9 protein-coding genes are annotated in these 15,814 nt (G+C 66.8%); 7 read left to right on the top strand and 2 right to left on the bottom strand.

From position 1 onward, the window contains the following. Positions 1-66 precede the first annotated feature (66 nt). The 5 genes from CS006_RS09255 (at position 67) to ppgK (ending at position 5,619) form a co-directional block, all read left to right on the top strand. Positions 67-1,812, top strand: coding sequence for a SpaH/EbpB family LPXTG-anchored major pilin (locus tag CS006_RS09255; protein WP_100511527.1), 1,746 nt, complete (start codon positions 67-69; stop codon positions 1,810-1,812). A 222-nt stretch (positions 1,813-2,034) separates the two neighbouring features. Then, positions 2,035-2,916 carry a class C sortase gene (locus CS006_RS09250; RefSeq protein ID WP_163199078.1) on the top strand — a complete coding sequence of 294 codons (882 nt, stop codon included), beginning with the start codon at positions 2,035-2,037 and terminating at the stop codon, positions 2,914-2,916. A 2-nt stretch (positions 2,917-2,918) separates the two neighbouring features. Next, a complete protein-coding gene (locus CS006_RS09245; RefSeq protein WP_100511525.1) occupies positions 2,919-3,419 on the top strand; it encodes a hypothetical protein in 501 nt (166 codons plus the stop codon). A 75-nt stretch (positions 3,420-3,494) separates the two neighbouring features. Beyond that, a complete protein-coding gene (locus CS006_RS09240; protein ID WP_100511524.1) occupies positions 3,495-4,760 on the top strand; it encodes an MFS transporter in 1,266 nt (421 codons plus the stop codon). A gap of 94 nt (positions 4,761-4,854) precedes the next feature. Further along, the gene (gene ppgK, locus CS006_RS09235) at positions 4,855-5,619 is read left to right on the top strand and encodes a polyphosphate--glucose phosphotransferase (protein WP_100511523.1); all 765 of its coding nucleotides are present in this window, start codon (positions 4,855-4,857) and stop codon (positions 5,617-5,619) included. 27 nt (positions 5,620-5,646) lie between these two features. Here ppgK and CS006_RS09230 read toward each other — a convergent pair whose 3' ends face one another. Then, a complete protein-coding gene (locus CS006_RS09230) occupies positions 5,647-7,938 on the bottom strand; it encodes a hypothetical protein (RefSeq protein WP_100511522.1) in 2,292 nt (763 codons plus the stop codon). A gap of 242 nt (positions 7,939-8,180) precedes the next feature. Here CS006_RS09230 and CS006_RS09225 point away from each other — a divergent pair, with 242 nt between their 5' ends. Beyond that, positions 8,181-11,813: a tetratricopeptide repeat protein gene (locus CS006_RS09225; RefSeq protein ID WP_133119558.1), complete on the top strand. Its 3,633-nt coding sequence runs from the start codon at positions 8,181-8,183 to the stop codon at positions 11,811-11,813. Positions 11,814-11,911: 98 nt separating this feature from the next. Beyond that, positions 11,912-14,596 (top strand): NAD-dependent DNA ligase LigA, encoded by a 2,685-nt coding sequence (gene ligA, locus CS006_RS09220; RefSeq protein WP_100511520.1) that lies wholly within the window; start codon positions 11,912-11,914, stop codon positions 14,594-14,596. Between the two features lie 3 nt (positions 14,597-14,599). Here the strand turns inward: ligA and CS006_RS09215 are convergent, their stop codons facing one another. Then, on the bottom strand, positions 14,600-15,715 hold the full coding sequence (locus tag CS006_RS09215) for an Mrp/NBP35 family ATP-binding protein (protein ID WP_100511519.1): 1,116 nt from the start codon (positions 15,713-15,715) through the stop codon (positions 14,600-14,602). Between the last annotated feature and the right edge of the window lie 99 nt (positions 15,716-15,814).

The raw sequence follows: 15,814 nt of genomic DNA, 5'->3' as shown, positions 1-15,814 counted from the left end.
AAGCGTCATGGGCTTGGCCATCCATTAATCCGAAATCAGCATTTCCGAGAAAAGAAAGGAAGAATCATGTTCCATCTCAAGAAAGGCGGCCTGAGGGCCGTCGCCGTCGCGGCAGCCGTCGCGACGCTCGGCTCCCTCGGCCTCGCCGCCCCGGCCATGGCCGCGGACGCGACGCCGAACGGCGCCGAGACGAACCAGGGCTCCATCACCGTCAAGAACGTGCAGGGCGGCGCAACCGTCACCGCATACAAGGTCATCGACGTCAACTACAAGAACCTGGGCACCGCCGACAATCCGTCCTACGTGCCCACCACGCCGCAGTACGAGTGGAATGCCGCCGTCGTCCAGTGGGTCAAGGACTATGACACCGAAAACGGCGTCGACTACATCGGCGACAACAACGCCGTCACCGACCAGTACGCGGCACTGCCGAGCGACACCAGCGGCGCGCCGAAGGCGGACGGCTCGTACTCCTCCAAGATCGCGAAGTTCTACGACAAGCTGTCCGCCGCAGTCGGCAGGGGCGAGGTCAGGCTGACCTCGTCGAAGGCGGTCACGGTCGGCGGCACCGCGGACGCGACCACGGTCACGCTCGACGGCCTGGAAGTCGGCGGCTACCTGGTGAAGATCACGAACACGAGCGGCAACACCGAAGGCGTCGGAACCGTCGCCGACTATTCATACCGTCCGGTCGTCGTGACCATCGGTTTCAGCCAGGAGGGAACCGGCCCCTGGACCATCGCCAACGCCGAGATCGACTCCAAGCGCGACAAGGCCACCATCGACAAGTCCGTCAACGAAGACACCTCCGGCCACAAGACCGGCGAGGGCGAGAAGAACACCGGCTCCGACACCGTCGGCATCGGCAGCGTCGTGACCTACAACGTGCGCTCCGATGTGCCCGTCTTCCCGAAGGACGCCATCGAGAAGAACTACGTCATCGCCGATACGATGGACAAGGCCCTCACCCCGAACTACACGAACTCCGGCAGCCACAAGTTCAAGGTCTACGGCGTCGACTCCAACGGCAAGGAAACCCCGCTCGGCGAAGGCGCAAGCAACGAGTACTACACGCTGACCACCACCGATGCCAAGGACCTCGACGGCAAGGCCGCCACCTGGGTGCTGAAGTTCGACTACGAGAAGATCCGCCAGTACAGCAAGATCCACGTGGAATACACCGCCACGGTGAACGAGCACGCCGTCGTCGCCTCGCCCATCAAGAACAGCGTGAAGCTCCAGTACACCAACAACCCGTACGAGCAGGACTCGCACCGCACGGTGCCGGACGAGGTCAAGGTCTACACCTTCGGCATCAAGGTCCACAAGGTGTTCATCGAGAACGGCGTGGAGAAGACCGACAACCTCCCCGAAGGCGCCGAGTTCGCCGTCTACAAGGACGGCGCCTCCACCCCGCTGCAGTTCGTCAAGACCGCAGACGGCGAATACCGTCTGGCCAAGGCCGGCGAGACCGGCACCGTGACCAGCCTGCCGGTCAAGGACGGCTACCTGAAGGTCACCGGCCTTGACGACGGCAAGTACCAGCTCGAGGAGACCAAGGCCCCGGCCGGCTACGTCAAGCTCGAAGGCAAGCAGGACGTCACCATCACCCCGGTGAAGGACGACGCCTCCGGCGAATACACCGGCGCGGTGTCGGCCCCGACCGACGAGATCGGCTTCGTCTCCACCGAGGTCAAGAACACCAAGGGCATGCTGCCGCAGACCGGTAGCGTCGGCATGGTGCTGATGACCGTGGCCGGCGTGCTGCTCATCGCGGGCGGCGTGACCGTGCTGCGCAGGCGCCGCGCCTGACGCATCCGCCTCGATGCGATGACCGGCCGGCCGTCGTCCGGCATCTCAGGCTTCGGCCGGCCGTCCATTGCATCGGCGGCGCCCCATGACGATCCCCGCGGAATGGCGATACGCATTCTGCGGGGATTTACGCTATCCAAATCACATACTCGGGCAACCCAATACCTGGGCAACCACATGCCCGGGCAACCACATATTCGAACAACCAAGGAGTCGGAGGACATGGCGAAACACAAGACGTCCCGAAGCAGGGCGTCCGACCGCCTCATCACCGTGGCGGCGATGCTGCTCATCCTCGCCGGCATCGGCGTGTTCTCCTACCCGATCCTCGCCGACCTGCTCTCCACGCGGCAGCATGACCAGGTCATCGCCGACTACAGTGGCACGGCCTCCACCATGTCGGCCGCCGAAAAAGCGAAGCAGCTCAAGCTGGCGCGCGAATACAACGACAATCTTTCCGGCGAGCCGCTGCACGATCCGTTCGTGCCCGGCAGCGGCTACGCGTTGCCGCAGAACTACACCGACGTGCTCAACATCAACGGCGACGGCGTGATGGGCACCATCAGCATCCCCAAACTCAAACTCAACCTGCCCATCTACCACGGCACCGACGACGAGACCCTCGCCAAAGGCATCGGCCACATGCGGCAGACCGCACTGCCCATCGGCGGCAAAGGCAACCGCAGCGTGCTCACCGGGCATCGCGGGCTGCCCGACGCGGAACTGTTCACCCGGCTCGACGAGCTGAAGAAGGGCGACGTCTTCCTCATCGGCGTGCTCGACGAGACCCACGCCTATAAGGTCGTGGACATCCGGGTGGTGAAGCCCGACGAACTCTCTTCGATTCGCGCCATCAAGGGGCGCGACCTCGTCACGCTCGTCACCTGCACGCCCTACGGCATCAACACGCACCGTCTGCTCGTCACCGGCGAGCGCACCGCCTACCATCCCAGCCAGAGGAAGGAGCCCGTCGTGTCGTTCTCGCCCACCTCGCCCGACACCTGGTTCCGGTTCGGCGGCATCGCGGCCGCGGCCACGCTGCTGGCCATCGGCGGCGCGCGCTGGTGGCGGGGCCGGCGGAACTGCCCTGCAAAGGAGGCATAACCATGACACAAGAATTCACGCCGATGCAGATTGCGATGCTGCAGCAGCTTCCCGTGGTCCGCAAGGTCAACGCCACGCGCATCCAATACACCGACGCGTTCCGCAGGGAGTTCCTGCTGCGTGACAGACGCGGCGAGTCGCCGACCGTGATATTCCGTTCCGTCGGCCTCGGTCCCGAGGTCATCGGACACAAGCGCATCGAGCGGTGCACCCGGCGGTGGCGCGACACCGCCGATGCCATCCTGGCCAGAGGGGGAAAGCCCGTGTGGGGCGATGACGCGGACGGCTCCGAGGGGGCCGGCGGCGCGGACGTCACCGACTTCCTGAAGTTTCTGGACGACATGCCGCGCAGCGAATCCGACAGCGTGCTCTCCGAGATGATGATCATCATCAACGGGCGTCGCATCGCGCGATTGGAGAAGGAGGTCGAGAGACTCACCAGGATCGTTCATGACATGGAGGGGGCGACGTGGGATGACGGGACCGGCGAGAACGCGGAATAGAACGGTCTAATCCTTGTGGCACCATGATGTGTACATACGTACATATTCATTATCGCGACCTGAGGAGAAACGCCCATGGGCAATCTGCTGCTCGCCGTCATCTACGTGGCCTTCATCAGTCTCGGCCTGCCCGACGCCGTGCTCGGCTCGGCATGGCCGGTCATGTACCACCAGTTCGCCGTGCCGGTCTCATACGCCGGCGTCGTGTCCATGATCATCAGCGCCGGCACCATCGTGTCGTCGCTGATGAGCGACCGGCTCACCCTGAAGCTCGGCGCCGGCAGGATCACCGCCATCAGCGTGGCCATGACGGCCGTCTCGCTCGGCGGATTCTCGTTCTCCTCGCAGTTCTGGATGCTGTGCCTGTGGGCCATACCCTACGGTCTCGGCGCCGGCGGCGTGGACGCCGCGCTCAACAACTACGTGGCCCTGCACTACGCGAGCCGTCACATGAGCTGGCTGCACTGCATGTGGGGCCTCGGCGCCACCGCCGGCCCGTACATCATGGGATTCGCCCTCACCCGAGACTTCGGGTGGAACAACGGCTACCGGTGGATCTCCATCCTGCAGATCGTGCTCACCGCGCTGATCGTGCTCAGCCTGCCGCTGTGGAAGGCGCGTTCGGGGGTCTCGGCCGGCGGTGGTGATGGCGCCGATGTCGGCGCCGATGACGGGACCGGCGAGGCCGGCGCCGCCGATGCCGGACGCAGGCCGCTCGGCCTGTTCGGCGTGCTCTCCATTCCCGGCGCGAAATCCATCCTCATCATGTTCTTCTGCTACTGCGGCCTCGAACTGACCGCAGGGCTCTGGGCGGCGAGCTACATGGTGCTTGACCGCGGCGTCGGCGCCGACCAGGCCGCCGCATGGGCGAGCCTGTTCTATCTGGGCATCACCGCCGGTCGCGCCATCAGCGGCTTCATGACCATGCGGTTCGACGATCCGACCATGATCCGCATCGGCCAGGCGATCATCGCCGTCGGCGTCGTCGTCATTGCCCTGCCGTTCGGCGGCACCATGACGCCGCTCGTCGGCCTCGTCCTCATCGGCCTCGGATGCGCGCCCACCTACCCGTGCATGATTCATTCCACGCCCGCGTATTTCGGCGCCGACAAGTCGCAGGCCATCATCGGCGTGCAGATGGCCACCGCCTATCTCGGCAGCCTCTCCGCGCCGCCGCTGTTCGGTCTCATCGCCAACCACGTCTCCATCGGCCTGTTCCCCGTCTACCTCGGCGTGATCCTCGTGCTCATGGTGCTCATGCATGAGAATCTTCGCCGTGTGCACGCTCACCAGAGCGAAAAACAGCCGGAAGCTGCCGGCGACGGCGAAAAAACGCGGTAGTGTTGGAACGGAATGATAACGGAACGGCTGCTATGGCAGCAGCCGGACGCCCGCGAACCCGTCGGCGTCGACATTCAGACCGAGGAGGAAAACCATGATTGAAACCGCACAGGCCTTCGGCATCGACATCGGCGGTTCCGGCATCAAGGGCGCGCCCGTCGACCTCAAGGAGGGCAAGTTCGCGGCGGAACGCCTGCGCATCCCCACGCCCGAGGTCTCCACACCGGACGCCGTGGCGGCGATTGTCAAGGAGATCCTCGACCACTACGAGGTCGAGGACGGCACTCCCATCGGCGTGGCGTTCCCCGCTCCCGTCAAGCCCGGCCGCCCGCTGAACTTCATGGCCAACCTCGACCAGTCCTGGGTGGGCGTCGACATCAACAGGCTGCTCAGCGAGAAGACCGGCCGCGAGGTGCATGTGGTCAACGACGCCGACGCCGCCGGCCTCGCCGAAGCCCAGTACGGCGCCGCCAAGGGCAACAAGGGCCTCGTCATCGCCACCACGCTCGGCACCGGCATCGGCACCGCGCTCATCATGAACGGCGTGCTCGTGCCGAACACCGAGCTCGGCCACCTCATCCTCGACGGCAAGGACGCCGAGAAGTATGCCGCCGACTCCGCGCGTTCGCGCAAGGAGCTCTCGTGGAAGAAGTGGGGCGCCCGCCTCACCAAGTACTACCGTCTGCTCGAGCACTACTTCAGCCCCGACATCTTCGTCGTCGGCGGCGGCGTGAGCAAGAAGCACGAGAAGTTCTTCCCCTACATCGAGGTCGAAACCCCGATGGTGCCGGCCACGCTGCTCAACGCCGCCGGCATCGTGGGCGCCGCCTACTTCGCCAGCACCCAGATGGGCAAGTAGCGGAAGCCGCCGGGGAAGCGGCGTCCGCTACCACACGAACCAGGACCTCACGGCGTAATACGCCGTGGGGTTCGTTCGTATCAGGGGGCTGACCTTGCTCGGCACGAACGTGCCGGCGATGGTCATGAGCATCGTGGCGAACACCAGCGCCACCACCACGCACACCGCGATGCGCGCGAGCCGCGCCTGACTGGTGGAGAACAGGAACCGGCGGTTCGCCGACCATTCGAATATCGCCGGAATCGTCATCGCCGCGACCAGCGAGAACAGCCAGCCGAAATCGCTCACATACCGCCAGTCGAGGCCTCCCTTGTAGGCGACGAACACCAGCTCCAGCACGCCCAGCGCCAGCAGCGAGCAGGCCAGGCCCCAGATGCGGTGGCGCATCAGCGTCCGACGCATCGCGGGCAGGGCGGCGATCAGCAGGCAGGCGGGCATGAACCACAGGAAGCCGCATATCATGCGTTCCGTGTACTGCCACGGCTCCACATGCGTGAAGGGCACGTCCAGCCACGGGAACGAGTCGATGAGCCGCGGCGGCTGGAACAGGTAATAGCCCAATATCTGCGGCAGCACGGAAAGCGGCTCGCGGTAGCGCGTCAGGTCGGTGACGGTGAGCTGGTAGTCGTTGCCGAAATCCAACGGCGAGCCGAAACGCCAGAGATTGTAGGCGAACAACGCGGCGAACACGGCCGCAGCCGGCAGCATCGCCGCAAGGTCGGCCCGCCATGTGGCCCACAGGCCACGGCGGGGCCACGGCAGCAGGCGCATGCGGCGGGGGAGCAGCGCGCCGAGGAAGCGCAGCATGCGGCCGGCGCGGATCTCGTCGGCGAAGATCGGCAGGAACAGCAGCGCCGAGAAGATGAACGTGGCGCGGCAGCCCAGCGTCAGCGCGATGCACAGCGACCCGAACGCCACACGCCGAAGGTCGATGCGGATCCCATCGGCCTCGCGGTCGGCGGTCAGGGCCGGGTCGTTGATGGTCCAGGTGCGCCAACGCGGCCTGTCGTTGTTATCGCCATTGCTGTCGCCGTCGTCGTCGCCGCCGGGCATGCGGACGCGGCGGGCGCTCAGCCAAAGCCACAATCCCAGGGCGGTGAACATCAGGGCCGAGGACGGCGCCAGCTCGTAGAACGTGGGGCGCAGCCACAGGAACCACGCGTTCGACCCGCAGGCGAACACGACCAGCAGCAGGATGACCACGCCGACGCTGATGGTGGGGAAGAACCGGTCGATGATGCGGATCACCAGCAGCAGGCTGAAGATGAGGAACCCGAACAGGAATACGGCTGTGGCCACCGACGTCGGCAGCCATGCGCCGCCCTCGATCCACAACGACGTGACGGCCCGATATGGCAGGAACAGCAGCACCGACGGCACCACGCCGAAATACGTGTACCAATGGCCATTGAAGAACACATGATCCCAGTAGATGTCGCCCACGCCCTGGGAGAGCAGCCGGTCGCGCGTGGCCACATCATACGGGTTGGCGGCGTCGAGCAGCGCCTGCGGCACGGGAAGGTCGAGCCACGGCCGGCCGTGCAGCAGCGAATCGGCGACCTGCGCATACTGGTTGAAGTCATACACATATGAATACGGCTGGTGGAACGTCTCGGAGGAGGCGGACCATATCGCGTTACACACCGTGAAGGCGAACATCGCGGCGAACGGCACGATGATCGCCGCGAAGGCGATGCGCTGCCTGCGGCTATGCGTATTCAACGCGATGCGGTAGAGCCTCGACCGGGGCCGGAGCATCGCGAACACGATGGCCACGGCGCTCATGGCCAGAATACGAACCGGGCTGATGCGCAGCGGCGGATGCGCGTTGACCTCCAGGGTGTCGAACGCGAACTGCGCGCCCTGCGTCTCCTGGACCCACACGCGCACGGCCTCGACAGGCCCGTCGCTTGCGCGGTTGCGCAGATAGGTGCTGGGCCTCACATGGCGGTGGAACGAATCATCGGTGCCGGTATGCCATACGCCGTCGGTCGTGCGCGCGTCGACGCGCACATGCAGCGCCCAGTCGAACGGATGACGGTCGTCATGCAGCGCGGCGTCCCTGTTCGTGGCGGAGCCCGGGTCGAAACGGATGTATCGCACGGTCTCGCCGGCGGCCCCTGCGGAATCGGCCAGTCCGCCGACCTCGATGTACGCCTTGGTCGGGTCGTCGACGCGCAGCACGCCGGCGCCGCTGCGGGCCAGTCCCTCGCCCAGCGTCATATGCGGCGACGTCACCGGGGCGGGGGCGCTGATGGCGGTCCAGAACGGCAGATTGAAGCAGACGACTTCAAGAATCAGGATGACGGCCGCCGCCACGCAACCATATCGGTGGTTGGAGAACAAGGAGCGCAGCCAAGGCCGCACGGAAGCGATTCGGGCATTCACGTTACCTTATTGTAAGGGCACCGGTGCGGACGGGGCCCGCGCCCTGCCCGGCCCACGGGGAACGACGGCTGCGCGGACGACCCGGCGGGCGTCCCTCCGGGCGTTCCGCCGCATGTTCTCTTGTGGCATGAAAACGGTGGGGCATGTCGTGATTGATTGTGACAATGGGCGGTATGTCTATGTCATCCTCCTCCCATCGTCATGACCGCAAACGCTCCCGTTATGCGCGTCTGCTGCGTTCCTTCGTCGACCGTACGACAGGGAGGATCAAGGATGCCGCCGGATTCGGCCATATCGAATCCGATCGTGCCGCCGGCCATGGCGGCGATGGCCGCGCCGACGCCGACAGGACGGCGGCCGCGGCCCGTGCCGCCGGCCCCGATGCGGCGGCGAAACGAACGCCGGCGTCGAAGCGGACGTCGGTCCGAACGCCGGCGGGACGCGCGGCGTTCGACGCGTTCCTCGATCACAAGGTCACGTTGAAGCCGCTCGTACGACGCCATGTGCTGCCGAAACTGCCGGGGCTTCCCCCGCATCTTTCCGTCGGCTGGGTGCAGTTCCCCGAAACCGGCGGCGACGGCTACTCGCTCGCCGTGTTCACCGACCGCAACCATTGCGCGCCCATCGCCTTCGTCGACCGTCAGGGCCGCGTATTCGCCGGCACGCAGATCCGTCCCGACGTGCAGCGTGCCGAACCGGTGTTCCTCTTCGCCAAGGAAAGCGAGATCGAAGTGCCGCGCAGCCGCCTCGACGGCCAGGGGCCGATGGGCTCGGACGAGGACGACGGCGAACTCTTCCACGCCCTGCAGGGCGGCATCGTCGGACGCGACGAAACCGGCGAGATGACGTGGCTCGCCTCCTGGCTCAAGGCCGACAACCGATACACGCTCGAACAGATGCGCGCCGACCTGCCGGTGTCGCTGCGCGCCGACCTCGAATTCCGCGACGCCATCGCCATCGCGTTCTTCGCCGCATACCTGCTGCCCACGCTCGACGGCTTCGTCGTCGGATTCGGCGCGGGCAACATCTTCCGCCGCCTTCGCCGCGAGGCCCCCGTAGGCGCCATCCGCCGCAGCATCAAGGACACCTTGCAGGCGCGGGCCCACGGCATGCGCGCCTCCGGACTCGAGGACCACTTCGCCGACCTGATGAACGAGGCCGGCGCGCTCGACACCATCGAAGGGCTCGAGGCCGTGCACGGCGCCGAACCGCTGCACCTCTACTCGTCGCCCTACTCCGGGGCCTACTTCTTCGGCTGGGACTCCAGCCTCGAATTCAGGCCCGCGCTGGCGTCGCTGCGCATCGAAGGCAACCTCAACCGCTTCGCCGCCGTGAGCATGTGGCTCGAACGCAACGCGCGCATCGGCGTATACCCCACGGAAGACACCGTGACGCGCGCGCAGGCCGCCCAGCTCGACCGCGCGCTCCTGCTCAACCCCGCCCTCACCGCACTGCCGTTGGAGGAGGAGCCCGGCGACTCGTTCGACCCCGTGCACGGCGACGGCACGTCCGCGCTCATGGCCATGGTGGACGCCGCCCGCGAGGCCGCGCGGGAAACCGCCATGGGACGGGGATCGCGCGACGCCAACGGCTCCGAATGGGTGTACCGCCAGACGTTCGCTTCACTGGTGAGGAAGCTCCGCCTGCCATACCGCTTCGACGTGGAGTTCCGCTCCAACCTCGCGGAAGGCAACGTCGCCATCGGATTCACCACCGCCGGCACCTCGATGATGCCGTCGACCCGCTACGACGAGAACCGCCGCGAATGGGTCAGGCTCACCGACGCCGAACGCGCCTCGTTCGGCGTGGACTACAACCTGCGCGTCGGCCTCATGCTCGCCGCGCTCGCCTTCGGCGTGGACTCGCATGTGAGCCACGTGTCGCTGCACATCGACTCCATCGGACTCGAGGAGGCGGTCGCCGAGCAGAACTCCGCCATCTCGGCCATGATGAACGAGGCCCTGACCACGTTCGAACGCATGCGTACCGGAAGCATGGGCGGCGGCACGAAGGCCGACCCCAAGGACGGCGACTTCCACGGCAATCCCTCGGCCCAGATGCCGGCCGCCGCGGAGACGATAGCCACCACGGATGCGCCGTCCCACACGGAGCCGTCGTCCATGGGGGAGACTCCGACGGCCGCCGACCCGTCATCCGGCATCGATCCGTCGGCCGTGGAATCGTCGGGCGTCTCCGGAACGTCGGGCGTCTCCGAGACGTCGTCGAATCCCGAAGGAACGACGGACGCCGCCGACGGCGAGTCCGTCGACCGGGCCTTCGAAGACCTCATGCAGGGCATGGACCTCGACGAAATGGCGTTCTCGCTGTCGCCGGACGATATGGACGGCGAAAACGGCGGCGGCTTCCCCGACGGATACGGTGACGGCTTCGCCGGCGACTACGGCGACGATTACGACGGCGAGGCGGCCGGCGACGCCATGGCCGCCGACGGCGACGTGGCGCAGGACGACCCCATCGCCGCATTGCGGCGCAACCCCACCGTGCGCAACCTCGTCACCGTGACGTTCGACCGTGACATGTTCCTCGACCATGTGCGCTCGCTCGGACTGGGCGAGCCGCGCAAGGTGTACCGCGACTTCCACGCCGTGATGGACATCGACGGCGCCGGCGCGCTGCAGCCCATCAACGCGGAATTCGACATCCGCGACAACAAGTACTCGCCGCTCGGCTCCCAGGAGGAGCCCGAGCTGAGCGACCAGCACTTCAGCCGGCCGCTGTCGACCGTGCTGGGGGCCAAGGACGCGCTCGGCCTCTCCATCCAAAGGGCCGACGTGCTGCAGCACGCCGTCAACGAATTCCATCGACTCGCCGACGATACGGGCTCCTCGGTCGACAAGGCGAGGCGTGCGATGGAGGTGATCCAGCGCATCGCCGACCCCGAACTGTTCGACATCGCCTCCGACGTGACCAGCGCGCTGATCGACGGCAGGGACACCCCGGACGCCAAGTTCACGCTCACCGACAGACTGGACGCCGAACGCGTGAAGGCCCGCGACCTGCTGTTCGGCGGGCAGCCGCAGAAGGCCGTGGAGGTGGCCGAGTCCGCCGTCGCCGACCTGGACTCGCTGTTCGCCGGCTCCGGCGGCGTGCCACGCTACTTCAACTCGTATGCCGAACGCGTGGTCTACAACCGGCTGTTCGCCACGCCCGACGAACGCACGCTGCTCATCCCCGACAACCTGTTCTACGCGCATATGGAACTCGCCGACGTGCGCGCCCAGCTCGAGGGGCCGGAGAAGGCGCTGCCGCATCTCAACGCCATGGTGTCGTACGCGCCGGCCTACCCGCTCTCGCACCTGCGGCTCTCCATCCAGCTCGCCCGGGCGCAGGACTGGGATTCGGCACGCGCCGCATGCCTCAACGCGCTGCGCGTGGCGCTCGACCGGGACGACGCCGCATTCGCCTACTACCGCCTCGCCTATGCGGAATGGATGCGCGACGAATTCGACGTGGCGGCCGCCGCCTACCTGATGAGCGACTACATCAGCTCCGGTGCCGTGCCCGCGCTGGAAGGCGAATTCAACGAGCTCATGGCCCGCGCGCGCTCGCAGTGCATCCCCGTGCCGCAGAACGTGGACGACGCCAAGCGGGTGCTGGCCGAGCACGACCTGCCCGTGTGGCCGGCTCCGGAAACGCTGTCGATCGTGCGCGACGCGGCCCGCATGTGCGTGGACAACGCGCTGTTCGTGCCCGCGCGTACATTGTCGATGGCCGCGGCCCGCATGGACGAGCACGACGGGCTTGACGCCATACAGATTCAGTTCCTCCGTTCGCTGAACAACTGAGTTCGGAGTTCGCCGAACACCGAGCCGGTTGGCGACCGAGTTCGCCGAACAACCGAGTCTGCCGAACAACCGAGAGAAAACAGGGAAACATCGAGATCATGAGCGCACACAAGACCACCGACTCCGCCGACCAGCTCGCCTGGGACTTCGACGGCACGGGCGACGTCACCGAAGACACGACGCTCGCCTCATACGAGCCCGGCTCCGCGCAGTGGGTGGCCGCATTGGGCGCCACCGACGCCGACGCCCTGCGGCTCGACGGACTCGACGTCGCCGCCATGCGTTCCGACGACGCCGCACGCCTGTGGACCAAGGTGGCCGCTTGGGTGGAGTCCGACCAGATCGCCTACTACATCGACGACGCGCCCACCTCGTCGGACGCCGCCTACGACGCGCGTCTGCGCTGCCTGCAGCGGCTCGAGGCCGCGTTCCCCACGCTCGACTCGCCGCAGTCGCCCACCCATCGCGTCGGCGGCACGTTCTCCAACGACTTCGCGTCGGTGCGGCATCCCTCGCGCATGATGAGCCTCGACGACGTGTTCAGCATCGAGGAACTGCGCGACTGGTACGATTCCGTGATCCGCGACCTCGACTGGCCGGAGGGCAGGCCGCTGCCCATGACCTGCGAGGTCAAGATCGACGGCCTCGCATTGAACATCATCTACCGCAACGGCGTGCTCGAACAGGGCCTGACGCGAGGCGACGGCGTGACCGGCGAGGACATCACCATGAACGCGCGCACCATCGCCAACATCCCGCAGAACCTCGGCGGCCCCGCCGACGACATCCCCGACATGGTGGAGGTGCGCGGCGAGGTGTTCATGCGCTTCGACGACTTCAAGGCGCTCAACGAACGCCAGGAGGAGGCGGGGCGGCCGCCGTTCGCCAACCCGCGCAACGCCGCCGCCGGCTCGCTGCGCCAGAAGGACCCGCGCATCACCGCCACGAGGCGGCTCACGTTCTACGCGCACGGCATCGGCACGCTCGACTGGGGCGCCGACCATCCGCGCGGCACCCACGACGTGGTGCACAACCAGTCCGAGGCGTACGAACTGTATACGAAATGGGGCGTGCCCGTCTCGCCGCACAACCGCGAGGTCACGTCGTTCGACGAGATCCTCGACATGATCGACTACTACGGCGAGCACCGCGACGACATCGAGCACGCGCTCGACGGCATCGTCGTGAAGGTCGACGACCTGGCGCTGCAGCGGCGCCTCGGCGCAACCTCGCGTGCGCCGCGCTGGGCCATCGCCTACAAATACCCGCCCGAGGAGGTCAACACCGAACTGCTCGACATCACCGTGCAGGTGGGCCGCACCGGCCGCGTGACCCCCGTGGCCGTATTGAAGCCCGTGTACGTGGCCGGCTCCACCGTGGCCCGCACCACGTTGCACAACCCGTTCGAGGTCAAGCGCAAGGGCGTGCTCATCGGCGACACCGTGATCGTGCGCAAGGCCGGCGACGTAATCCCCGAGCTCGTCGGCCCCGTGCTGGAACGCCGCAAGGGTCGGGAACACGAGCTGCGCGAGTTCGTGATGCCCGAGCACTGCCCCAGCTGCGGCTCGAGGCTCGCCCCCGCCAAGGAGGGCGACAAGGACATCCGCTGCCTCAACATGGCATGCCCGGCGCAGCTGACCGAACGCATCATCAACCTCGCCTCGCGCAAGGCGTTCGACATCGAGCATCTCGGCGACCAGAGCGCCATCGCTCTGACCAACCCCGAGGAGAACCGACCCGACACGGTGGACACCTACGACCCGAGTCGTCACGAGATCCTCGTCGGACCGGGGGAGGAACCCAAGCCGTACGAGCCGCCGGCGGGATTGCATCTGCCCGAACGCCAGCAACCGGTGTTGACCAGCGAGGCCGGCGTGTTCGACCTCGCCGTCGATGCGCTGCGCGACGTGTACGTGTGGCGTGAGATTCCCATCATCGAGGTGCGCGAGGGCGTGAGCGCGAAGACCGGCAAGCCGACCAAGAAGCGCAAGCGTCTCGGCGGTTCCGGTCTGTGGTATCGCACGCCGGCGTTCTGGACAGCCCCCACCGACGCGAAGAAGGCCAACGACAGGACCCCGGCCGAGGAGATCCGTGCCGACTATCCGGACTACGCCGTGCCCGCCGACGCGGTGATCGTGGACCATAGGACCCGCAAGGTTCGTGGCGGCGGCATGGTCGAACAGCCGGTGTATGTGCGCCCCGGCGAGAACACGCGCAAGATGCTCGAGGAGATCGAGAAGGCCAAGCACACGGACCTGTGGCGCGTGCTCGTGGCGTTGTCCATCCGCCGTCTCGGCCCGCCCACCGCGCGCCTCATCGCCAACCAGTTCGGCTCGTTGGACGCCATCGAGGCGGCGAGCGCGGAGGAGCTTTCCGAAATCGACGGCATCGGGCCGGAGATCGCCGAATCCATCGTGCAGTGGTTCACGGCCGCCCGCCGGCCAGACGACTGGCGTGGAAGGATCCTCGACGCATGGAAGGCCGCCGGCGTGGGCATGGTGGCCGAAACGAACGATACGCCGCAGACGCTCGACGGCATGACCGTCGTCGTCACCGGCTCGTTGGAGGGCTTCAGCCGGGACTCCGCGAAGGAGGCCATCATCGCGCATGGTGGCAAGGCGGCGGGTTCGGTGAGCAAGAAGACCACGTACGTGGTGGTCGGCGCCAACGCCGGCTCCAAGGCCGCCAAGGCCGAGACGCTGGGCATCCCCATGCTTGACGAGACCCAGTTCGCCCGGCTGCTGGAGACCGGCGAACTGGGGGAGAGGACGGAGTCCGAGTAGCGGCTACTTCATCAGCTGTTCGGCGATGGACTTGAATTCGGCGGCGAGCGGGGTGTCGGCGAGCGTGCCGTCGTCGTTCAGCACTACGGGGCGGCCGGCCTCGCCGTCGATGCGCACCTCGGGTTCGAGCGGCAGCGTGCCCAGCAGCGGCACGTCGTGCTTGAGGTCCTTGGTGAGCTGTTCGGAGACGCGCCGGCCGCCGCCCTCGCCGAAGATGCGCAGCTTCTCGCCGTTGTGCTCGTAGTAGCTCATGTTCTCGATGACGCCGCGCACCTTCATCGGCACCTGCAGGGCCACGAGGCCGGCGCGCACCGCCACGTCGGAGGCGCTCGGCTGCGGCGTGGTCACCACCACGAGCTCCGCGTTCGGCAGCGCCTGCGCCACCGAGATCGCCATGTCGCCGGTGCCGGGCGCCAGGTCGAGCAGCAGCACGTCCGGCTCGCCCCACCACACGTCGGAGAGGAACTGTTCGAGCGAACGCTGGAGCCTCGGCCCGCGCCACAGGATCGCGCGGTCGGCGCCGGCGAACATGCCGATGGAGATGAGCTTGACGCCCCACGACGTCACCGGCATGAGCATGCCGTTGAGATTCGTCGGATGGTCGTGCGTGCCGAACAGCGCGGGCAGCGAGAAGCCGTAGATGTCCGCGTCGATCGCGGCGGTGTCGTAGCCGAGCGCCGCGAACGTGGCGGCGAGGTTCGCCGTCACCGACGACTTGCCCACGCCGCCCTTGCCGGAGGCGATGGCGAAGATGCGGGTCTTCGTGCCCGGCTTGGTGAACGGGTTCTGCTTGCGTTCCGCCTTGAGGTCGTTGACCAGGCCGGTCAGCTTCGACTGGCTCATCGACGCCACGTCGATGTGCGGCACCAGCTTCGCCGCCGGATACGACGTCACCGCCTCGTTGATCTTGTCGATGATGGTCTGCGTCAGTGGGCAGCCCTCCACGGTGAGTTCCACCTTCACCGTCACGTCCACGATGGAACGGCCCGAATCGATGACGTCGCGCGGCACCGCCTCGATGCCGACGATCATGCCGAGGTCGGTGATGGACTTGCCCAGCTCCGGGTCGATGACGCGGCTCAGCCGGTCATGCACGTTCCGCTCGATCACATCGGTCATTCCCACCTGGTTCGCAGCCGCCATATCGTCCTTTCGTACGCCGAACGCCAATCCCGATCGCCAATCGTCGTGGGTCGCAATCGTTGCAGGTCGTATCCG

Source organism: Bifidobacterium primatium (assembly GCF_002802875.1).
Taxonomy (GTDB): domain Bacteria; phylum Actinomycetota; class Actinomycetes; order Actinomycetales; family Bifidobacteriaceae; genus Galliscardovia; species Galliscardovia primatium.
Note: the sequence above shows the minus strand (reverse complement) of the source record. Positions and strands in the feature narration are given on the sequence as shown.

Bases quoted from the DNA above. Each gene is read 5' to 3' on its own strand.
- ligA (WP_100511520.1), top strand. From the start codon at position 11,912: ATGAGCGCACACAAGACCACCGACTCCGCCGACCAGCTCGCCTGGGAC.
- CS006_RS09215 (WP_100511519.1), bottom strand. From the start codon at position 15,715: ATGACCGATGTGATCGAGCGGAACGTGCATGACCGGCTGAGCCGCGTC.
- CS006_RS09255 (WP_100511527.1), top strand. From the start codon at position 67: ATGTTCCATCTCAAGAAAGGCGGCCTGAGGGCCGTCGCCGTCGCGGCA.
- CS006_RS09250 (WP_163199078.1), top strand. From the start codon at position 2,035: ATGGCGAAACACAAGACGTCCCGAAGCAGGGCGTCCGACCGCCTCATC.
- CS006_RS09240 (WP_100511524.1), top strand. From the start codon at position 3,495: ATGGGCAATCTGCTGCTCGCCGTCATCTACGTGGCCTTCATCAGTCTC.
- ppgK (WP_100511523.1), top strand. From the start codon at position 4,855: ATGATTGAAACCGCACAGGCCTTCGGCATCGACATCGGCGGTTCCGGC.
- CS006_RS09245 (WP_100511525.1), top strand. From the start codon at position 2,919: ATGACACAAGAATTCACGCCGATGCAGATTGCGATGCTGCAGCAGCTT.
- CS006_RS09225 (WP_133119558.1), top strand. From the start codon at position 8,181: ATGTCTATGTCATCCTCCTCCCATCGTCATGACCGCAAACGCTCCCGT.